General features: G+C 60.5%; 17 protein-coding genes. 8 read left to right on the top strand and 9 right to left on the bottom strand.

Annotation, left to right across the window (positions count from 1 at the left end):
- Positions 1-109: 109 nt before the first annotated feature.
- Complete coding sequence (locus tag ACR3EK_RS18305; protein WP_480634177.1) at positions 110-1645, bottom strand: sulfatase-like hydrolase/transferase; 1536 nt, start codon at positions 1643-1645, stop codon at positions 110-112.
- A gap of 197 nt (positions 1646-1842) precedes the next feature.
- On the opposite strand from ACR3EK_RS18305, the gene ACR3EK_RS18300 reads away from it, so the two are divergent.
- The 4 genes from ACR3EK_RS18300 to ACR3EK_RS18285 are packed head-to-tail and all read left to right on the top strand — an operon-like array spanning position 1843 to position 5759.
- The gene (locus ACR3EK_RS18300) at positions 1843-2967 is read left to right on the top strand and encodes an MlaE family lipid ABC transporter permease subunit (RefSeq protein WP_480634176.1); all 1125 of its coding nucleotides are present in this window, start codon (positions 1843-1845) and stop codon (positions 2965-2967) included.
- A gap of 1 nt (position 2968) precedes the next feature.
- Entirely contained in the window at positions 2969-3784 is an 816-nt protein-coding gene (locus ACR3EK_RS18295; RefSeq protein ID WP_170341340.1) for an ABC transporter ATP-binding protein, read from the top strand.
- A gap of 5 nt (positions 3785-3789) precedes the next feature.
- A complete protein-coding gene (locus tag ACR3EK_RS18290) occupies positions 3790-5106 on the top strand; it encodes an MlaD family protein (RefSeq protein WP_170444973.1) in 1317 nt (438 codons plus the stop codon).
- Positions 5103-5759 carry an ABC-type transport auxiliary lipoprotein family protein gene (locus ACR3EK_RS18285; protein WP_170365932.1) on the top strand — a complete coding sequence of 219 codons (657 nt, stop codon included), beginning with the start codon at positions 5103-5105 and terminating at the stop codon, positions 5757-5759. Before ACR3EK_RS18290 ends, ACR3EK_RS18285 begins: the two co-directional genes overlap by 4 nt.
- 17 nt (positions 5760-5776) lie before the next feature.
- Here the strand turns inward: ACR3EK_RS18285 and ACR3EK_RS18280 are convergent, their stop codons facing one another.
- Genes ACR3EK_RS18280 through ACR3EK_RS18265 form a run of 4 tightly spaced genes read right to left on the bottom strand, consistent with a single transcriptional unit; the run spans position 5777 to position 11656 of the window.
- Entirely contained in the window at positions 5777-7708 is a 1932-nt protein-coding gene (locus ACR3EK_RS18280) for a vWA domain-containing protein (protein ID WP_480634175.1), read from the bottom strand.
- Positions 7705-8250 carry an RNA polymerase sigma factor gene (locus tag ACR3EK_RS18275; RefSeq protein ID WP_480634174.1) on the bottom strand — a complete coding sequence of 182 codons (546 nt, stop codon included), beginning with the start codon at positions 8248-8250 and terminating at the stop codon, positions 7705-7707. Before ACR3EK_RS18275 ends, ACR3EK_RS18280 begins: the two co-directional genes overlap by 4 nt.
- Before the next feature lie 55 nt (positions 8251-8305).
- Positions 8306-9886 carry an FMN-binding glutamate synthase family protein gene (locus ACR3EK_RS18270; RefSeq protein WP_480634173.1) on the bottom strand — a complete coding sequence of 527 codons (1581 nt, stop codon included), beginning with the start codon at positions 9884-9886 and terminating at the stop codon, positions 8306-8308.
- 24 nt (positions 9887-9910) lie between these two features.
- A complete protein-coding gene (locus ACR3EK_RS18265) occupies positions 9911-11656 on the bottom strand; it encodes a thiamine pyrophosphate-dependent enzyme (RefSeq protein WP_480634172.1) in 1746 nt (581 codons plus the stop codon).
- A 224-nt stretch (positions 11657-11880) separates the two neighbouring features.
- Between ACR3EK_RS18265 and ACR3EK_RS18260 the strand changes: the two genes are divergently transcribed.
- On the top strand, positions 11881-12252 hold the full coding sequence (locus ACR3EK_RS18260) for a fluoride efflux transporter FluC (RefSeq protein WP_244952444.1): 372 nt from the start codon (positions 11881-11883) through the stop codon (positions 12250-12252).
- Complete coding sequence (locus tag ACR3EK_RS18255; RefSeq protein ID WP_170341325.1) at positions 12249-12611, top strand: fluoride efflux transporter FluC; 363 nt, start codon at positions 12249-12251, stop codon at positions 12609-12611. The genes ACR3EK_RS18260 and ACR3EK_RS18255 overlap by 4 nt, the downstream gene beginning before the upstream one ends.
- Positions 12612-12618: 7 nt before the next feature.
- Here ACR3EK_RS18255 and ACR3EK_RS18250 read toward each other — a convergent pair whose 3' ends face one another.
- Genes ACR3EK_RS18250 through ACR3EK_RS18235 form a run of 4 tightly spaced genes read right to left on the bottom strand, consistent with a single transcriptional unit; the run spans position 12619 to position 16616 of the window.
- Positions 12619-12945 carry a cytochrome o ubiquinol oxidase subunit IV gene (locus ACR3EK_RS18250; protein ID WP_254435610.1) on the bottom strand — a complete coding sequence of 109 codons (327 nt, stop codon included), beginning with the start codon at positions 12943-12945 and terminating at the stop codon, positions 12619-12621.
- Positions 12938-13570: a cytochrome c oxidase subunit 3 gene (locus tag ACR3EK_RS18245; RefSeq protein ID WP_093963125.1), complete on the bottom strand. Its 633-nt coding sequence runs from the start codon at positions 13568-13570 to the stop codon at positions 12938-12940. The genes ACR3EK_RS18250 and ACR3EK_RS18245 overlap by 8 nt, the downstream gene beginning before the upstream one ends.
- Positions 13567-15657: a cbb3-type cytochrome c oxidase subunit I gene (locus ACR3EK_RS18240; RefSeq protein WP_480634171.1), complete on the bottom strand. Its 2091-nt coding sequence runs from the start codon at positions 15655-15657 to the stop codon at positions 13567-13569. Before ACR3EK_RS18240 ends, ACR3EK_RS18245 begins: the two co-directional genes overlap by 4 nt.
- Entirely contained in the window at positions 15654-16616 is a 963-nt protein-coding gene (locus ACR3EK_RS18235) for a cytochrome ubiquinol oxidase subunit II (RefSeq protein ID WP_480634170.1), read from the bottom strand. The genes ACR3EK_RS18240 and ACR3EK_RS18235 overlap by 4 nt, the downstream gene beginning before the upstream one ends.
- Positions 16617-16755: 139 nt before the next feature.
- Between ACR3EK_RS18235 and ACR3EK_RS18230 the strand changes: the two genes are divergently transcribed.
- Positions 16756-17991 (top strand): lytic murein transglycosylase, encoded by a 1236-nt coding sequence (locus ACR3EK_RS18230; protein WP_480634169.1) that lies wholly within the window; start codon positions 16756-16758, stop codon positions 17989-17991.
- A 418-nt stretch (positions 17992-18409) separates the two neighbouring features.
- A complete protein-coding gene (locus tag ACR3EK_RS18225) occupies positions 18410-20038 on the top strand; it encodes a peptide ABC transporter substrate-binding protein (protein ID WP_093963729.1) in 1629 nt (542 codons plus the stop codon).
- Positions 20039-20071 lie beyond the last annotated feature (33 nt).

Genomic DNA, 20071 nt, shown 5'->3' with positions numbered 1-20071 from the left:
GAAACCGTTTGTCCATTGAATTATCTGAATTTGTTTGGCGTCCGAGCCGCGCGGAACTGTGTCCGCCAGCGGCGGCACAGGTTAGTAAAATCGTCGGCAACCGCCTGGATCAATCGAACCTCCGCACTGATTTCGGCCCCTGCGATGTCACGGAATGCAGGGACAGGGAATGATCCATGTTCCGCATCCGGTGGCGCAGCATTTCACGACCAAGCCGCGCCAAATCAGCTGCGTATTCAGGGTTTGCGGCGACATTCTCGGCCTCGCCCCGACCATGGTGGTCGAACAACAACGGCGGCAGGTCGGCTGCAAACTCGACCAGGGTAAAGCGTTCGTCACGCAGGATGCCCAGACACGAGTCGCTGTTACCCGTCCCTAGTTCCCTCTGAAACTGAGTGGGCGTCAGCGGATCGGCAAAGTCCAGCTCACTGAAGGAATACCGGCGCCAGTCCTGTGGCACGGCACCACGCAGCAGCGGCAACAAGGATCGACCATCCATCGAGTTCGGGATCTCTTTCCCAACCCAGTCCAGGATCGTGGGTGCGACATCAATTGACTCGGTCGGCACTTCGACACGCTGGCCGGCCATCTGAGCGTTGCCAGGCATGCGAATGATCAGCGGCGTGTGGTAAGCCGCGTCATATACCGACATTTTGCCCCAGGAAAAATGATCGCCCAGCATCTCGCCATGATCCGCGGTGATCACCAACAGTGTGTCATCGTACTGGCCACTGTCCTTGAGAAAGCGGATGACCCGGCCGATATGATGGTCAACCTCAGTTGCCAATCCAAGATAGACGGCCCGCAGGGTCTGCGTGTTCTCATCCCTCGGCTCCACCTCGGCAAAACCTTGCACGCAGTCGTTTGGAGTATTCGAGTCCAGAGCGGGTCCAAAGAACGGGTGTATGGCCTTTTCGTCCTCGGGGCCGGGCAGACGGGTTGGCAAAGGCAACGCGTTGGGATCGTACATCCGGTTGTAGGGCGCGGGGGCCACCAGTGGCGGATGCGGACGGATATACGTCAAATGCGCGAACCATCCCGAGTTCCGATAGGCGGCAATTCCGTCCAGAAAACCGTTGGTCAGAAATGCGGTGTCGCTGTCCTCGGCCTTGTAGAGGGCCGGGTCGTTCAATTTTGGGGCCGACCCATCCGGCGAAACCGGCTTGTAGAGATCCCAGTAGTCTTCAAACTCGTATCCCCGGCGCATCAAGTAGGACCGCCAAGGATAGGACTCCTCAAGGCGCATTTCGAGCACTTCGTGAAACCCGTGCATCGGGTTTTCGTAGGTCTTCACCGACGGATCATTCGGATGATGAACCCGTGGATCGGCCGAGGTGTCCGTATAGCCGAACAGCATCGGCAGATAGCCGGCTTTTCGCATCTCGGTCGCGATGTTTGGCGTGTCATGGCGCAGCGGCGTGCCATTGCGGACCGAACGATGGTTCATCGCATATTGCCCGGTCAGGATCGAGGCCCGGGACGGCCCGCAGGGATTGGTTACGGAAAAATGCCGGTCGAACGAAACGGCCTCGTCCATGAAGGCGCGCAGATTGGGCAGGTTGACATGATCAGCCAGAGCACCGCGCAGACAATCGGCCCGCAATTGGTCGATGATGATGAAAAGAACGTTTCCTGCTTGGCTCATGCCGTGATTCCCATTGAAAAACTGGTGTTCGACGGTGCGGACTGTGTCGGGGTTCCCTCGGGCAGGCAACCGGTTTTGCGCCAATTCTCGCCCCTTGGGCGACCCGGGCCGTGCAAACCGGTAACCCCCGCACCCAAATCGCCGCCCGGTTGAACAAAGCCATTGCGGCCCGGAACGGTTTCCCGTCTGATACCGGCATGACGAAACCCTCGATCGCAGTCGAACAGGAAGGCGGTACAGCGCGCGTGATTGTGTCTGGCGAAATGCTGACACAGTCGTTGAGCGCCGTCGAAGACGCCTTTCGCGCCACCCGCCCGGATGCGGCGCATGTGACGGTCGACATGTCCGAAATCGATGCGCTGGACACCGGCGGCGCGTGGCTGATCGCGGACCTGAAAAACCGCTGCGCAGCCATGGGGGCGACCGTGGCTTTCGACGGGTTGAAACCGGCACATTCCGCGCTGCTGGAAACCGTCTCGGACAACATTCCCAAGGACATTCCCGCCGAAGCCCCACCAAAAGGCTTCATGCCTTGGCTTGAGAGCCTGGGCCAATCAACGGTGGGCGCCGGGCGCGACACCATGTCGATCCTCGGCTTTCTGGGCCTGACCCTGCACCGGCTGGGCCGTACGATGATCAAGCCGTGGCGCCTGCGCCGCGCCGCGGTCGTGTCCCAGATGGAGGAAACCGGGTTCAAGGCCCTGCCCATCGTGGCGTTGATGGGATTTCTGATCGGCGTGGTTCTGGCTTTTCAGGGGGCCACCCAGTTAAAACAGTTCGGCGCGGAAATTTTCGTGGTCGAGCTGATCTCGATCTCGGTACTGCGCGAGCTGGGTATCCTGCTGACCGCCATCATCGTGGCTGGTCGATCCGGCTCGGCCTTCACGGCCTCGATCGGCTCGATGAAAGTGCAGGAAGAAATCGACGCCATGCGCACATTGGGTCTGGACCCGATCGAGGTGCTCGTCATTCCACGGGTTCTTGCACTGCTTATCATGCTGCCGATCCTGGGCTTCGTGGCCGACATCGCAGGCCTTTTTGGCGGCGCCCTGATGAGCTGGATCGATCTGGGCGTCAGCCCCGGAATGTTCATTACGCGCCTGAAGGAAAACACCAGCGTCTGGCATCTGGCGGTTGGGCTGATCAAGGCGCCTTTCTTTGCCATGGTCATCGGGGTGATCGCCTGTTGGCAGGCAATGCAGGTCAAGGGTTCCGCCCAAAGCGTCGGCCAACGCACCACCGCGTCGGTTGTTCAGTCGATTTTCATGGTAATTGCCATCGACGCGCTGTTTTCCATTTTCTTCTCCGAGATCGGTGTCTGACATGGATGGATCCGCTCAGACATCGACCGCCAAGCTGGACGCGCAACGCGAAGCGGTGATCCGTGTGCGCAATCTGCGCAACCAGTTCGGTCCGCAGGTGGTGCATGACGACCTGAACCTGGATGTCTGGCGCGGCGAAGTGCTGGGCATTGTCGGCGGGTCCGGGACCGGCAAGTCCGTCCTTCTGCGCACCATCGTCGGGCTGAACAAACCCGCGGCAGGCAGTATCGAAGTTTTGGGTGTCGACGTGCTGAACGGCCCCGAGGCCGACCGACGCCGCATCGAGAAACGCTGGGGCGTCGCCTTTCAGGACGGGGCACTGTTTTCCTCTCTGACCGTGCTTCAGAACGTCATGGCCCCGTTGCGCGAACACACCGGCCTGAGCGAGAGCTTGATGCGGGCGCTCGGCAGCCTCAAGATCAGCCTTGTGGGGCTGCCACAGTTGAGTTGCGGCAAGTTCCCGTCAGAGCTGTCAGGCGGGATGCGCAAGCGGGCCGCGCTGGCCCGAGCATTGGCATTGGATCCCGAGATCGTGTTTCTAGACGAGCCCACCGCCGGGCTGGATCCCATCGGCGCCGCGGCCTACGACGAATTGATCGGAGAATTGCAACAGGCCTTGGGATTGACCGTTTTCATGGTAACACATGACCTGGACAGCCTGTACGCGATCTGCGACCGCGTTGCGGTTCTTGCAGAAAAGCGCGTGCTGGTGGAAGGTCCGATTGAAGACATGACCAAGGTCGACCACCCTTGGGTGCAAGAGTACTTCACAGGCCCCCGGGCCCGCGCGGCGCAACAGAAGGGGCAGGACAGGTAGAGGCGATGGAAACCCGGGCGAACTATATCCTGATCGGCGCGTTTACACTTGCGGGCATCCTCAGCGCGTTCGGCTTCTTCCTGTGGCTGGCCAAGTTCGAAGTCACGCGCCAATACGCGTATTATGACGTGCTGTTCGACAACGTATCGGGCCTGTCAGCCGCCGGTGGCGTCAGCTATAACGGTCTGCCGGTGGGACAGGTGATTTCGCTGGACCTGGATGACGATGACCCGTCCAAAGTAAGGGTCCGGCTTGAGGTTGATGCAGGCATTCCGGTGACCACGGACACGATCGCACAGTTACAGTCGCTGGGGGTGACCGGCGTCAGCTATGTCGAGCTGTCGGGCGGGTCGCCCGATGCCGAGAGGTTGCCGCAGAACAGTGTCATCAAAAGCAAGCGCAGCGCCATCCAATCCCTGTTCGAAGGCGCACCCAAGGTCCTGGACGAGGCGGTGACCTTGCTGGAGAACCTGAACGCAGTGGTGGATGACAACAATCGCAAAGCCGTGTCGGATATCCTCGACAACCTGGCTTCGGCCTCGGGCCGGCTGGACAAGACCCTGAACGATTTTGAATCCCTGTCCAGCGATCTGGGCGGCGCGGCAAAGGACATCGGGGCCTTCACCAAACGCCTGGATCAGTTGGCCGATACCGCAGAAACCACGCTGACCACCGGAACTGATACGCTGAACAGCATCAAAACGGCCTCGGAATCGGCAAAAACCGCACTGGACAGCGCGAACCAGACGCTGGCCACGGCCAACAAGGTCATCGAAGACGACGTCCGCCCCTTCATCGAGCGCGGGTCGCAACTCGCGGACCGCCTGATCGGGCTGTCGGATGAAGCCGCGGTCACCATGGCAACAGTGAACAACACGTTTGCAAACGCCAACCAAACGCTCGACTCGGTGACCTCGGCCATGGATACGGCGAAAGGAACTCTGGCATCCGCAGAACGCGCGTTCGACTCGGCCAATCGCGTGATGGACGAAGATGTCGCACAGGTTGTTGACGACATCCGAAACGCCGCCACCAAAGTGGCCGAAACGGTAACGAACGTGACCGACAAGATCGACCAGATTTCAGCGGACGTTCTGAGCGCGTCGCAATCGGCATCGGACCTGTTGGGAACGATCGACGGCATCGTTCAACAAAACCGCCGGCAGGTTTCAGACTTCCTGCGGGTCGGACTGCCTCAATTCGTTCGTTTCGTGGAAGAATCCCAACGCCTTGTCATCAGCCTGGACCGTCTTGTCGACAAGGTCGAGCGCGACCCCGCGCGTTTCCTTCTGGGCACCCAAGCATCGGAGTTCCGTCAATGATCAGGCCCCTTCTTCTGACCCTTGCAATCACGACGCTGGGCGGATGTGCCGGTCTTGGCACGTTGAAACAGGCCTCGAAACCGAACGACCTGTATCTGCTGACCCCCAAGAGCACGTTCTCGCAGTCTTTGCCCCGGGTGCAGAAACAGATCGTCATCCAGGAACCCACTGCCACCGCTGCGGTGAACACCGACCAGATTGCCGTGCAGCCGACGCCCCTGCAGGTTCAGTATCTGCCGCGTGCCCGGTGGGTGGACCGAGCACCTTTGATCGTTCAGGCGTTGATGGTCGAAAGCTTTGAAAACAGCGGTCGCGTCGCCGCCGTGGGCCGTTCGACGGTCGGCCTGCGCGCCGACTATGTCATCGTTCCGGACCTGCGCGAGTTCCAGGGGATTGTCGTCGGAGAAACCGAAAACTCGAAAACCGTAAAGATCGAAGTGCGAATGAACATCAAGATCATCGACGAGTTCGAAGACAAGATCATCGCTTCAAGCTCGTTCCAGGAAGCCGTTGTCTCGACCAGCGACGAGACGCCGGATCTTGTTACGGCTTTTGACACCGCCTTGGGCAAAACCATGCGCGACGCAGTTGAGTGGAGCGTGCGGAAGATTCATTCGCACGCTGCCAACAATCCGCGCCCGTCGTTGAACTGACACGGATTGCCCACCCTTTATTTTGACAGGGATTGCGCCAGACGCATCAGGGTCACGGCTTCGGTCCGGTACCCGAAAGGATCGGCCCCACGGGCCGTGTTGCCCATCGCGATTGCATCATCATAGCTCCAGTCGGACAGGTAAGTGCCGCCGCGCAACAACTGGCCGAAACCTGCAATCGCGACGGAAAACCTCACGTCGTCCGTCTGGCGGCCCTGCCCGTCCAAGATCGGTTGCTCGATCAACTGGCTGCGCGTGTCGCCGGGTGTTTTGTACCGCAGCTTGAAATAGCCGATTTCATCACTGCCCGAAGCGGGGGCGGTGTTTCCATACCGTAGCGGTGCATTGCGAATTGCGTTGGAGCCGACCGGCGTGACTTCGTAAATCGCGGTCACGCTGTGGCCAGCACCTATGTCGCCCGCATCAACAGTGTCATTCAAAAAGTCCTCGCGGCGCAAAGCGCGGGTTTCGTATCCGATCAGGCGGTATTCGGCGATTTGGGCAGGGTTGAATTCGACCTGAATCTTGACGTCGTTGGCAATCGGAAACAGCGCACCGGTCAGTTGGTCAACCAGCACTTTGCGGGCCTCACCCAGCGTGTCGATGTAAGCCGCCTGTCCGTTTCCGTTCTGGGCCAGGGCCTGCATCGTCGCGTCATCAAGGTTACCGCGCCCGAAACCCAGAACGCTCAGATATGTTCCGCTGTCGCGCTTGTCAGAGATAAACTCCTTGAGAGCTTCGGGATCGGACAGGCCAACGTTGAAATCCCCGTCCGTGGCCAGAATGACTCGCGTCACCTCGCCCTCGGCGGCCATGTCTGCAGCAACCTGATAGGCTTGCTGAAGCCCGGCTTGTCCCGCTGTGGATCCGCCCGCGTCCAAGTGTTCGAGCGCCCGCAGGATCTTGGCCTGATCGGCTGCAGATGTCGGCTCCAGAACCTGGCCCGCACTGCCGGCATAGGTCACGATCGACACCTGATCCTCGGGTCGCAACTCGGGCAACATCAGGCGCAGGGACTGTTTCAACAAGGGCAACTTGTTGGCGTCCTGCATCGAGCCCGAGGTGTCGATGAGAAAGACAAGATTGAGCGCCGGACGCTCCTCGATCACCGGAAGCGTTCCCTGAATGCCAATATGGACCAGTCGAGTACCGGTATTCCAGGGGCTGGGCATGACCGTGATGCTTGGCTGAAACGGCACCGCGCCGTCCGGCGCCGGATAGGAATAGGGAAAATAGTTTACCATTTCTTCAATCCGCACCGCGTCACGCGGGGGCAAGTGACCAGCCAAAAGCGAGGACCTGACGATGGCGTAAGATGCGGTATCGACATCTATCGAAAACGTCGAAATCGGTTCTTCCGCGGTGACCTTGAGTGAGTTGGTTTCGGCGTTTGCAAATTCTTCGGACGACTGCTCGGGTCGCGCTGGCGGGTGAAAAGCGTCGCTCGAAACCGAAGGGGCCACTGTGCTGTCGGCGAGGCGGCCTTGCGAGAGAAGGCTGCGTTTTGCCAGAGGTTCCCGGGCTTCATCCACAACCATCGGCGCTTCGACAACGGGTTCCTCGAGATCCATCTCGGCCGTTTCAGCGTCTGATCGACCGGTTGGCCGAACCGCCTGCGGCTGGCCGATCACCCGGGTCTCGGTACCGAACCTGGGGGACAGCACACCGTCCCGTGTCTGCGGCACGATCATGATCAGTGCCACGGCAGCGATGGCTGTTGAAGCGGCCAGCGTGCCGCGGGTCGAAATTGCATTCAACATGGCTTTGGTTCCTTCTGTCACGCGGGCCAACGGGCCTCGCTTGACATTGGGACGCGTACCGGGTCGGGATCCTTGGAGATCAGCAAAGTTTTTTCTGGCCAGCTCCAAATTGACGGCCCGCCGCTTTTCATCTGCTGCAGGCGTTGCGGCATCCATCAGTGTTTTCAGATCATCGAGCTCATCACTCATTGGGCAAGCTCCTCTTGTTTGATCGCGCGCAGGCGCTTTCGGGCTTCGGACAGGCGCCATGAGACCGTGCCCTCGGACACGCCCAGCACGTCGGCGGCCTGTGCATGGGTCATTTCATCATCCAGCGTCAGCGCCAGTGTCTGACGCAGATCTTCGGGCAAGCTCTGCATGGCCCGTTGCAGCCATGACAGGGCCTCGGCCGTCTCGACGGCTTCGGCGCGCCGCATCTTTTCCACATCGCCCCAGCCGATTGCTGCACGGTTTCGGCTGGCCGTTCGACGCCGCGCATCGTGTGCCGCGTTGCAGACGACCCGATACAGCCAGGTCGTGAACTTTGAACTCGCTCGAAAGCCGACAATTTTGGCGGGCAAGGCGGCACATATGTCCTGCGTCAGATCTTCGGCGACCTCGGCGCTGCCGGTCAGCCGAAAGGCCAGCCGGAACACGCGGTCATAGTGCCGCCAAAGCAGCGTCGCGAACGCTTCCGCGTCCCCGTTGGCGGCCCCATGGGCCAATTCTTCATCCGATGTCTGTTTGCTCATTCTGACTATTCAGACGCAGGACAGGAGCGGATCCTTGGACCATTCGAGAAAAAAATCAGAAATGGCTGGCCGACGCCTTCTGCCAATCCGCTGCAAATTCCTGCGGCACTGAATCTTTCAACAAGGCACCTGGCTCGATAAAGGTGTAAAGTTCCGCGTATGAGCACTCGCGCTCGTTGGCAATTCGGCGGTAGATATCGGATGGGCCGAGGTCAGATACGCGCTCTTTCCCCATTGCACCCAGTATTTCGCGAAAACTTTCCAGGGTGGCGTCATGAAAGCGGTGAACCCGCTTGCGTTTCTGCGGCACGTTGACCGCGCGGCCGCGAATGGGATCCTGTGTTGCGACGCCTGACGGGCAGCGGTTCGTATTGCAATGCAGGGCCTGAATACAGCCCACGGCGAACATCATCGCCCGCGCCGCATTGCACATGTCGGCCCCAAGCGCGAATTTCTCAATCATGTCATAGCCGGTTGCCACTTTGCCTGAACAGATCACCCGGATCTTGTCCCGCAAGCCTACTCCGCGCAGGCAGTTGTTCACGAAGATCAGCCCTTCGTTCAACGGTACGCCCAAACGGTTGGTAAATTCCACAGGCGCAGCGCCGGTCCCGCCCTCGGCCCCGTCCACGGTGATGAAATCGGGCAGAATGCCCGTTTCCAGCATGGCCTTGCAGATCCCCATGAACTCGGACCGGTTGCCGATGCACAGCTTGAACCCGACCGGTTTGCCCCCGGACATTTCGCGCAGGTGCTGCAGAAAATGCATAAGGCCCGTTGGCCCGTCAAAGGCCGAGTGAATGGGTGGCGAAATCACATCCTGATGCACGGGTACGCCACGAATAAGAGCGATCTCTTCATCGACCTTGGCCGCCGGCAGAACACCGCCATGGGACGGTTTCGCGCCTTGGGACAGTTTGATCTCAATCGCCTTCACGACATCCTTCTGGGCATTCTGGGCGAACTTGTCCTTGTCAAAGCCGCCCTCTGCCGTCCGACAACCGAAGTATCCGGTGCCAATCTGCCAGATGATATCGCCGCCTTCGGCAAGATGGTGCGGCGATAGCCCGCCCTCGCCCGTGTTGTGTGCGAAACCGCCATCCTTGGCCCCGCCGTTCAGGGCGCGGATTGCGTTGGCGCTGAGTGCTCCGAAGCTCATCGCTGAAACGTTCAGCCGGGATGCGAGATAGGGCTTTTCACACTGAGGACCGCCCAGCATCACACGCTCTTCGCTTTCCGGAACGTCCTTGGGCGCAAGCGAATGGTTGGCCCGGTGATACCCGACTTCGGTGATATCGTACTGGGTTCCAAAGGCCTGAGTGTCGACCTGTCCCTTTGCTCGTGAATACACCAGCGCGCGAATGATCCTATTGAAGGGCCGCCCGCTTTCGTTGGTTTCCACGAAATACTGGCGGATTTCCGGGCTGACGAACTCCAGCATATACCGGAAATGGCCCAGAACCGGATAGTTGTTCAGTACGTTGTGTTTGGTGGTCAGCATGTCGTACAGCCCGACCAACGCGTAAGGGACCAGCAAAATCAGCAGCCAGAATGCCGGAGGCCAGTACAAACCCCAGACCACGGTCAAAGGCAGAACCACATAGGTCACGACATAATATATTCGACGTACGATCATCTTGCTCTCCCTTGGGCCAACCGGTCAGAGGTTGGCCTTGAGTTCCTTGACCCAGTTGTCCCACTGCGCGTGTTCACCCTTGGCCAGCAGGATGCCTTCTTTCAGTTTCGACATGCCGAAACCCCAGGCCATCTTGGTATCGATATGCGGAGGCATGACCAACTCGCCGGGTGTGACCATGGCATCGATGATGAATGGCTTTCGGCTGGCTTTGGCCCGCGCGACGGCCTCGGGGATGTCAGCCGCATGTTCCACACGGACCCCATCCCCACCGCAAACCCTCGCGTATTCCGCAAAGTCCGGGTTCACCAGATCGGTAGCAGCGGGGTTCAGCGGATAACCCGCCACCTCCATCTCCATCTTCACGAAGCCGAGCGTCTGGTTGTTGAAGACCAGCACCTTGATGGGCCACTCGTATCGCACGGCAGTCACGAAATCCTGCATGGACATGCCAAAACCGCCGTCCCCGCAGAACGCCCAAACCTCGCGCTGCGGATCCAGCGCGGCGGCTCCCAACGCCGAAGGCAACCCGGACCCCAGTGACGAATGGTTGAACGACCCCACCATGCGCCGTCCGCCTTTCATCCGGGTCTGACGCGCCACCCAGACCGTGCATTCGCCGATATCCATTGCAAATATCGCGTCATCGGCAGCCTTGTCGGAGACCTGCCGCGCGAATAGCTGCGGGTGGAGTGGCTCGGTGTCGCGCTCGAGACTGGAGTCGCGGTCTTGCTGCGCCAGCCATTTCGTACACAGCTTGACTTGACGATCGGCAAACGCCCTGTCGTCCTTTGCGGCCAGCTTTGGCAAGAGCAGATCCAGCGTCGCGCCCACATCTCCCAGCAATCCCGATGCGATGGGCGCGCGGCGTCCCAGATGTTCGACGTTGCGATCGATCTGGATGATTTTCGCGTTTTCCGGCAGGAACCACTCGTATGGGAAGTCCGTCCCCAGCATCACCAGCACATCGCAGTCGCGCACTGCATGATACCCGCCGGGATTGCCGATCAACCCGGTCATCCCGACCACGTTGGGATCATCATAGTCAAAAATGTCCTTGCCCTTGAGGGAATGCGTGATCGGCGCGTTCAGCCGTTCGGACAGAGCCAGAACCTTGTCTTTGGCTTCTCTGCATCCCACGCCGGCGAAAAGAGCGACTTTCCTGCCCGCGTTGATGATCTTGGCCGCACGGTCGATTTCGGATTCGGGCGGGATCAGCGTTGATGGCGTTTTCAGGATCGGGTGCAGTTGGTGCAAGCTGGGCACCTGCTGTTCGGACACGTCTATGGGCAATTCGATCCGCACGACCTCGCGGTTGATCAAGGCGCGTTGCACGGCGATCTGAGCCAGTCGCGGCATCTGGTCCGGCGAATTGATCACGGCCTGGTAGCCGCAGACATCCTCGAACACTTTCTCAAGATTGACTTCCTGGTGGTATCCGGTCCCGCGCTCCCGATGAGCGACCTGACCTGTGATCGCCACGACCCCTGCACCCTCACGTCGGGCGTTGTACAGTCCATTGATCAGGTGCAGCGCTCCGGGACCGACGGTTCCGGCACAAATCCCGATCCCGCCGGTCAGATGCGCCTGGGCATAGGCTGCATAGGCTGCGTTTTCCTCGTGCCTGACCCCGATCCATTCGAACCGGCCATCCCCGCGCATGGCTTCAAGCAGGGGGTTGAGCGCATCGCCCGTCACGCCGAAGATCTGGCGCCCTCCGGCATCCGCGAGAATATCCAGCAATACCTTGCACACGGAATTCGACGTCATGACCTGCCCTCTGGTTCCGACCCCATCGGGCCTGTCCCGATAGATCGTGGGCAGGTTGCCCTTTGATTGCAAGCCTTTGTACTGCCACCCCAAGCATCGGGCGGATTTGCGGTGGCTTGGTTGCGGCGGTTGAACCCGGGCGGCACAGCCGCTATCCAAATCCAAACCCCACAGGCGGAGAAGCGTCCTTGGCCAAAACTCAGGCGGCAGTTTCGGGGAAGCCCATGATGTACGCCGCCGTCTTTGTCGGAGGAGCGGCTGGGTCGATCCTGCGCGAACTGTTTGCGCTGGAAATTCCGGGGATGCCGTTGCTGACATCGACCTTCGGCATCAATGTCGTGGCCTGTTTCATTCTGGGATGGCTCTACGCCATACGGGGCCGGGTGCATGCCCATGTTCTGCACCTCGGGGCCGTTGGTTTCTGCGGCGGATTGTCGACGTTTTCGTCCTTTGCCGCCGAACTGGAACGGATCGCTGAAACCGACGGCTGGTCGGTCATCTTCCCGTTGGCGGCCGAAGTCATCTGTGGTTTGGGCGCGGCCATTCTGGGCGAGGCAATCGGACGCCGCCGCCACTCAGGAGGGCGGGCCGAATGACCGACCTGTATCTGCATGCGGTGTTTGGGCTGGGCGGCGGACTGGGAGCAGTCCTTCGCCACTGGGTCGCGCGGGCCATCACCCACGACCTCCCGGTCTCGACGCTGGTCGTGAACGTATTGGGCAGCCTGTTGTTGGGGCTTTGGATCGGGTACCTCGGCGGGCCCGTGGAGATGGCCGAAGAAGAAAAGCGCCTGGTTTTCGGCTTTTGCGGAGGGTTCACGACATTCTCCAGCTTTGCCTACCAGTCTCTTGAACTGCAGCGCGAGCGGACGATTGTCCTTGCGGGTGGAAACATCCTGCTCAGCCTCGGACTGTGCTGGCTGGCCCTGTGGCTGGGACTGTGGGTGATGGGCTAGCCGGTCGCTACATACCCGGCATGTGCATCCGCATTGCCAGATTGCCCAGGATCCAGACCGTTCCAAGAATGATGATAAGCAGAACCAGCGTCGAGAACAGGACCAAATCCAGATCTTCGCGGCTGCTGCGGCGACGGTCGATATGCAGGAAATAGACCAGTTGAACGATTAGCTGCGCCAAACCCAACAGCCCAATTGCAAGATAGACACCCTTGGTCTCGATGCCGAACCAGTAGGCGATCGCAAACACGATCAGTGTCAGCAACAGCGAGCCGCCATAGCCGACGACATACCGGCGCCGCTCACGCCTGTGCATCTCGGACCGTTTATCCATAGGTCAGCCCTCCGAAATACACGATGGTGATGATGCCGATCCAGATCAGGTCAAGGAAGTGCCAGAACAGGGCCAGCCGCACCACGCGCGAGATCACGAGGTCGGTCATCCCCATGACCCGCAGTTGAATGCCCAGAACGACCAGCCACACACAGCCCGCAGCCACATGCAGCCCGTGCAGAGGCACCAGCCCGTAGAAAGCGGACAGGAAGCCGCTGCGCTGCGGGATGCCGCCCTTTTCCGCCATCGACATGAAATCGCGGATCTCGAGGACCAGAAAACTCAGCCCAAGCAGCAGCGTAACCCCGAACCACAGGACGATCCGACCGCGCGGCAGGTTGTATTTCAGCGCCAGCATGGCAAGTCCAACAGTCAGGCTGCTGGTCAGCAGGATCAGGGTCTGGGCAAAGATGCTGTAGAGATCGAACAACTCGTGCGGGCCGGGACCACCGGCCTGCGCGTCGATCATGGTGATGTAGACGCCGAACATCAGCCCGAAATAGACCAGGTCGCTCATCAGAAAGACCCAGAAACCGAAGGTCACCACTTCGGTCGCCTTGTGGGCGCTGGCATGACGCCGCCCAAGGTTCAGACCGGGGTAACTGTGGGTTGGTGCAGGCTTCATGTCGCCGCCTCCAGATCCGGTCGGGCAAGCCCGGTGTTTTCTGGAGCACCTTCGTGATCCCGGTTCACAGGGGTCGCGTTGCGGACCAGGTCCAGCCAGGCCTCGTGCTGCCTGCGCACATCTTCAGCAGATACCACTTCTTCGGTATCGGTCTGAAAGGTCCACAGGATGAACGACAGGATCATCATCACGGTCACCAGCGCCGCCAGCCACCAGATCCACCAGACCAGCGCAAACATCCACACACCGCTGAGCACGCAGAGCACGAAACCGATGCCGGTGTTGCGCGGCATGGTGATGTCCTCGTACCGGTCGGGGTGCGGGTAGGCCTCGCCACGCTCTTTCGCGGCGGCAAAATCGTCGCGGTCCGTGACATGCGGGATGATCGCGAAATTGTACGGCGGCGGCGGCGCGGGGATCGACCATTCCAGCGTGCGGGCGTCCCAGGGGTCGCCAACCGGAACGCGGCTCTGTTCGCGGTTCCGGATGCTGACCCACAGCTGCACGACGACCGAAAGCAAAGCCGCCAGAATGACCAGCGCGCCGATGACGGCCGTGATCATGTAGGGATGAAAGCTCGGATCCTCCCAGCTGTAGGAGCGGCGCGGCATACCCATCAAGCCCACGAAATACAGCGGCAGGAAAGTCAGCATGAAGCCCACCGTCCACAGCACGACCGATATCCGCCCCCAGGCCTCGTCCAGGCGGAAGCCGAAGGCCTTAGGAAACCAGTAGTTGTAGCCCGCCAGCAGGCCGAACAGGACACCCGGCAGCAACACGTTGTGGAAATGCGCGACCAGGAACAGCGTATTGTGCACCTGATAATCGACGGTCGGATTGGCCAGGATCACCCCGCTGAGCCCGCCGATCACGAACAGCATCAAAAAGGCCAGCCCGTACAGCATCGGCACCGAGAACCGGATGCGGCCGCGATACAGGGTGGCCATCCAGTCATAGACCTTAACGCCGGTGGGAATGGCGATCAGCATCGTGGCGATGCCGAACACCGCATTGATCAGGGCGCTTTGGCCCATGGTGAAGAAATGGTGCAGCCAGACGGTGAACGACAGTACCGCAATCGACATGGTCGCGATCACCAGCGAGTTATAGCCGTAAAGGCGCTTTGCCGAAAAGGTCGCGAAGACCTCGGAATAGATGCCATAGGCGGGCAGAACCAGCAGATAGACCTCGGGGTGACCGAACAGCCAGAACAGGTTGGCATAGTTCATCATGTTGCCGCCCAGGTCATTGGTGAAGAAATGGAAATCAAGATACCGGTCGGCGGCCAGCAACAGCGCCGCCACCCCCAAAGGCGGCATGGCGAACACGATCAGGATCGAACTGCAGATGATCGTCCAGCAATACATCGGCAACCGCATGAACTTCATCCCCGGCGCGCGCAGCTTGTAGATCGTGACGGCAAAGTTGATCCCCGTCAGAGTGGTGCCGATGCCCGACACCACGATCGCCCAGATCCAGTAATCCGGCCCCACACCCGGATTGAAGGCCGCGCCGGTATAGGGCGGATAGGCCGTCCATCCGCCGGTGGAAAACTCACCCACCACCAGGCTGACCATCAGCATCATCCCCGCCGAAACCGTCAGGCCCAGGCTGATCTGGTTCATCACCGGAAAGGCCACGTCGCGCGCGCCGATCATCAGCGGGACGAGGAAATTCGCTAGTCCGAACACGAACGGCACCGCGACGAAGAAGATCATGATCGTGCCGTGGGTGCTGAACAGCTCGGCAAAGTGTTCGGCTTCCAGGAACCCTTCGCCCGGCCCGGCCGCCTGTTGGGCGCGCATCACGACGCCTTCCAGAACGCCGCGCGCCAGCATGACGATGGCAAAGACGATATACATGATGCCGATCTTCTTGTGATCCGCGCTGGTCAGCCAGTCGCGCCACAGCGGCCCCCACAGGCGAAACCATGTGAGCAGTCCCAGAACTGCGACCACCCCCACGATCACCACGCCCGCCGCGGCATTGGCCACGATTTCATTCGTGTTGGGATCCTGGATCAGCCCGGCGATGGGGAAGGCATCCCAGTTCAGACGGCCGAAGAAACCGGACTCGGCAGATGTCATTGCTTGTCCTCCTGGCCGAATTGGGCGGTTCCCGGTTGCTGATCCTGCGGCAGAGGTTGCCCGTTGTGATACCGACCCAGAATGCTGTGGAACAGATCGCCATCATCCAGACGGAAATACAGCGCATTGTCCGGCATCTGCGCGGTGCCAAGCGCGGCCTGAACCTCGTCCCGGTCCGTCCGCATGGCCAGTGTCCGATAGGTTGCCGGGTCCAGAACGATACCATTCTGCCGAACACGCTCGACCCACGAGTCGAAGTCCGGGGGCGGCATCGCGACCGTCTGGAATTTTTGCTTGGTGAAGCCGCGCCCGTTGTACTGGGTGTTTTCGCCCTGCATTTGTCCGGGGGCATCAGCCACGAGATGCAATTGGGTCGTCATCCCCGGCATGGCATAGATCTGCCCCGCCAAGGCGGGAACCATGAACGACTGCATCACCGTATCCGTCGTCAGTGTCAGGGCGACCTGTCGTTTTGTCGGTACCCCGAACTCACCCACCGTCGCGATACCCAGATCAGGGTAGATGAACAGCCATTTCCAATCCAGCCCCACCACCTGCACGCGCAGGGCCGGTTCATCGCCGAACGGGGCCGCGTAGGGGTCCAGTCGGTGGGTTGCTTTCCAAAGATAAAAGGACAGCAGCGCCACGATCACCACCGGCACACCCCACATCGCGGTTTCCAGCATGGGCGAGAAATCCCATTTTGGCCGATAGGCAGCAGGGCTTTGCGCGCGGCGGCGATAGCGCAGAGCGATCAAAGGGACCAAAACCAGAACCGGAATGACCGCGATCAGGATCAACGCGGTTGCGCGCACCAGGTGTGTTTTTTGGACCGCCGCAATAGGGCCTTGAGGATCCATGAAACTGTCGCTGGCCAGAGCCGATTGCGCCGCGCCCAACCACACTACGACCACGATCAGCGCTGTCAGTACCGCAGGTATCGTCCTGTTTCCGCTCACGCCGGATCGCCCTCATCAAACCTTAGGTTGGTGCAACTATCGGCAGAGTCAGCAGATTTCACAAGGTTTTTCCCCGGCAGCCGGGAACCACCTCACCATCGAGTTGACTTGACCAGTGGGTCGGGTCAGTCATTGTGTCATGCGTTTACTGCTTATTCTGATTGGACTGATCGCGTTTTCCGGCGCGGCGATCGCGCAGGACCGAGCCGCGGTTGAGCGGCAGTTTCAGGACTGGTTGCAGAAACAGGTCTGGCCGTTGGCCCGGGCGCAGGGTGTATCGCGCCGCACGTTTTACAGCGCAACCGACGGGGTTCGCCTGAATTGGGAACTGCCCGATCTTGTTCCGCCGGGCTCTCCGGCGCGGACGCCCAAAAAGCAAAGGCAAGCCGAGTTCGGGTCCCCCGGCCGGTATTTCAACGCAAATTCGGTTCAGGGTGCCGCCGCCGGCGGTCGGCGTATGGCCAAGCGTCATGAGGAAACGCTGCGCCGGGTCGAGGAACAGACCGGCGTTCCCGCCCGGATCATCCTTGCGGTCTGGGGCCGAGAAAGCGGCTATGGGCAGGTTCCGATCCGGCATGACGCAATCCAGGTGCTGGCCACCAAGGGATTCATGAGCACCCGCGCGGAGTATTTTACCGGCGAACTGATCGCCGCGCTGCAGATCGTCGAGGCTGGTCACGTGAACGGCCGCGCGATGAAAAGCAGCTGGGCCGGCGCGTTGGGCCAGCCCCAATTCATGCCGACCAGCTTTTTGAACCACGCGGCCGACGGCAATGCAGACGGCCGGGCCGACATATGGGGGTCGGCTGACGACACGATTGCATCGATCGGAAACTACCTCGCGCGGCACGGTTGGGTCAGCGGCCGCGATTGGGGGTTCGAGGTGACCGTACCGGCGTCTGTGTCCTGCGCGCTTGAGGGTCCCGATCAGGGTCGCCCGATCCGCGACTGGGTCGCCATGGGCATCACACGCGTATCGGGCCGCCCCTTCCCCGAACACGAGCTGCGCGGCGAGGGCTACCTGATGATGCCGGCTGGCCGGAATGGTCCGGCCTTTGTCGTAACGCCCAATTTCTACGTTCTCAAAGACTACAACATGAGCGACCTCTACGCCTTGTTCGTGGGCCATGTGGGCGATCGCATTCAGTATGGCGTGGGCGATTTCAAAGGCCGCTGGGGCAAGGTGGGCGGTCTCTACCGGTCGGATATCGCGACCATGCAGCTGGCGTTGATCGCGATGGGGCACGACGTGGGCGGTGCCGACGGGCTCCCGGGATACAAAACCCGCCGGTCGATCGGCCGCTGGCAGGAAGAAACAGGCCAGCGCCCCACCTGTTTCCCCGAAGCCGGCATGAAGTCGCGGTTGCGTCCCTGACCGCTGGCGATTCGCCTGTTTGGGCGAAAGCGGGCGGCGGTATTCTGCCGAAACAGATCGCGCCTCGGGCTGCAATCCGAGCGGCCTGGGCACGAAAATATCGCAACGATACACGCCATCGTTACAAAATTTCGGCGACCACGCGTCACGAAGTTTCTTTCTACCTTTAGGCGATCCGGACTCATGGGAAGGCTTTAACCCTGCCCAAAATAGTGGCACGGTCTCGGCCAGCGAGAGGAAGCTCTTGCATCCACTTCACCGACTGCAATCCAGAAAGCTGCGACGCAGTGTTCCTTGCGAATTGGCACAACCCAAAATTCAAAAGAACCGGGTCCCAGCGGATGTCGGGCAACCAGGGCCGCCGGACGCCATCCCATATGGATGCGCAGACCGCCGCCACAATAATTGGGAGAAGATCATGAACACCATCCTTCGAAACTCGGTGGCGGGCCTGCTGTGCTCGACCTTCATCACCGGAGCCGCGCTGGCCGCGGGCACCCATCCGGTCACCGGCGAGCCGCTGGCCGATGACCAGACCTTCGTCTACCGCGTGCTGGACGAGCACAGCTCGGTCGACCCGCAGGTGGTCGAGGACGTGTCGGGCGCCGAGATTGTCCGCGACCTGTTCGAAGGTCTGATGAACCAGGACGAAGACGGCAACCTGGTTCCGGGCGTGGCCACCGGCTATACCACCAACGAAACTAAGGACGTTTACACCTTCACCCTGCGCGACAACGCCAAGTGGTCGAACGGCGATCCGGTCACCGCACATGATTTCGTTTTTGCGTGGAAACGCGCCGTCGATCCGGCCCTGTCCTCGCCCTATGCCTGGTTCATGGAACTGATGTCGATCGAGAACGCCGCCGAGATCATCGCGGGCGACAAGCCGGTCGACGACCTGGGCGTCAAGGCGATCGACGACCACACGCTGGAAGTGAAACTGAGCGCGCCGCTGCCCTATTTCCCGCAGATGACCACGCACTCGACCACCTTCCCAGCCCCGCAGAAGGTCATCGAGCAGTTCGGCGATGAATGGACCAAGCCCGGCAACATCGTCTCGAACGGCGCCTATGTCCTGACCGAGCACCTGCCCAACGAACGCTCGGTGCGCGAGCGCAACCCGATGTACTGGGACAACGACAACACCATCATCGACAAGGTCGTGGCGCTGGTCATCAACGATGAAAACGTGGCCCTGACCCGCTATCTGGCCGGTGAGCTGGACCGCACCGAGGTGCCCGCAGGCCAGTTTCCGCGCCTGAAGAAAGAATACCCGAACGAGGCGATCAGCTTCCCGCGCCTGTGCAACTACTACTACACGTTCAACCTGTCCGACGGCGGCCCCGAGGCCTTCAAGGACCCGAACGTGCGTCAGGCCCTGTCGCTGGCGGTTGACCGTAAGATCATCACTGAGAACATCCTGGCCGGCGGTCAGCCCGAAGCCTATACCTTCGTGCCCGAAGCCACCGCAGGGTTCACCCCGCCGGTCGTGGAAATGGCGTCGATGACGCAAGCCGAGCGCGACGAGCTGGCCAAGGAACTGCTGGCCGAGGCCGGATACGGTCCCGACAACCCGCTGAGTTTCGCGATGGTCTACAACACCTCCGAGGCGCACAAGAAAGTCGCCGTGGCCCTCAGCCAGATGTGGAAGCAGAAGCTGGGCGCGCAGGTCGAGCTGGCCAACATGGAATGGAAGATCTTCCTGGAAGAGCGCGGCAACCAGAACTTTGAACTGGCCCGCGGCGCATGGTGCGGCGACTACAACGAAGCCTCGACCTTCCTGGACCTGCTGCAGTCGGATTCCGGCTACAATGACGGCAAGTACAACAATGCCAAGGTCGACGAGCTGCTGGCTCAGGCCAAAACCTCGGACGATCCGGCCCCGCTGTACACCGAGGTTGAGCGGATCATCGCACAGGAAACCCCTGTAATCCCGATCTACCACTACGCCGGTGTCTACATGATGGACAGCGACGTGGGGAACTGGCCGGTGAACAACGTCGAGCAGAACTGGTACTCGAAGAACCTCTACAAGATCGCCGAGTAATCATCATCCTTTGATCGCGCCCTGCCCCGGACA

Source organism: Ruegeria sp. BC8 (assembly GCF_056535705.1).
This window is presented reverse-complemented; position numbering and strand designations above follow the sequence as displayed.

What these genes read in the sequence shown, in the direction of transcription:
- ACR3EK_RS18230 (WP_480634169.1), top strand. Translation starts at nt 16,756, where the DNA reads ATGCGTTTACTGCTTATTCTGATTGGACTGATCGCGTTTTCCGGCGCG.
- ACR3EK_RS18250 (WP_254435610.1), bottom strand. Translation starts at nt 12,945, where the DNA reads ATGGATAAACGGTCCGAGATGCACAGGCGTGAGCGGCGCCGGTATGTC.
- ACR3EK_RS18270 (WP_480634173.1), bottom strand. Translation starts at nt 9,886, where the DNA reads ATGATCGTACGTCGAATATATTATGTCGTGACCTATGTGGTTCTGCCT.
- ACR3EK_RS18295 (WP_170341340.1), top strand. Translation starts at nt 2,969, where the DNA reads ATGGATGGATCCGCTCAGACATCGACCGCCAAGCTGGACGCGCAACGC.
- ACR3EK_RS18255 (WP_170341325.1), top strand. Translation starts at nt 12,249, where the DNA reads ATGACCGACCTGTATCTGCATGCGGTGTTTGGGCTGGGCGGCGGACTG.
- ACR3EK_RS18305 (WP_480634177.1), bottom strand. Translation starts at nt 1,645, where the DNA reads ATGAGCCAAGCAGGAAACGTTCTTTTCATCATCATCGACCAATTGCGG.
- ACR3EK_RS18275 (WP_480634174.1), bottom strand. Translation starts at nt 8,250, where the DNA reads ATGAGCAAACAGACATCGGATGAAGAATTGGCCCATGGGGCCGCCAAC.
- ACR3EK_RS18260 (WP_244952444.1), top strand. Translation starts at nt 11,881, where the DNA reads ATGATGTACGCCGCCGTCTTTGTCGGAGGAGCGGCTGGGTCGATCCTG.
- ACR3EK_RS18280 (WP_480634175.1), bottom strand. Translation starts at nt 7,708, where the DNA reads ATGAGTGATGAGCTCGATGATCTGAAAACACTGATGGATGCCGCAACG.
- ACR3EK_RS18245 (WP_093963125.1), bottom strand. Translation starts at nt 13,570, where the DNA reads ATGAAGCCTGCACCAACCCACAGTTACCCCGGTCTGAACCTTGGGCGG.
- ACR3EK_RS18285 (WP_170365932.1), top strand. Translation starts at nt 5,103, where the DNA reads ATGATCAGGCCCCTTCTTCTGACCCTTGCAATCACGACGCTGGGCGGA.
- ACR3EK_RS18300 (WP_480634176.1), top strand. Translation starts at nt 1,843, where the DNA reads ATGACGAAACCCTCGATCGCAGTCGAACAGGAAGGCGGTACAGCGCGC.
- ACR3EK_RS18265 (WP_480634172.1), bottom strand. Translation starts at nt 11,656, where the DNA reads ATGACGTCGAATTCCGTGTGCAAGGTATTGCTGGATATTCTCGCGGAT.
- ACR3EK_RS18290 (WP_170444973.1), top strand. Translation starts at nt 3,790, where the DNA reads ATGGAAACCCGGGCGAACTATATCCTGATCGGCGCGTTTACACTTGCG.
- ACR3EK_RS18240 (WP_480634171.1), bottom strand. Translation starts at nt 15,657, where the DNA reads ATGACATCTGCCGAGTCCGGTTTCTTCGGCCGTCTGAACTGGGATGCC.
- ACR3EK_RS18225 (WP_093963729.1), top strand. Translation starts at nt 18,410, where the DNA reads ATGAACACCATCCTTCGAAACTCGGTGGCGGGCCTGCTGTGCTCGACC.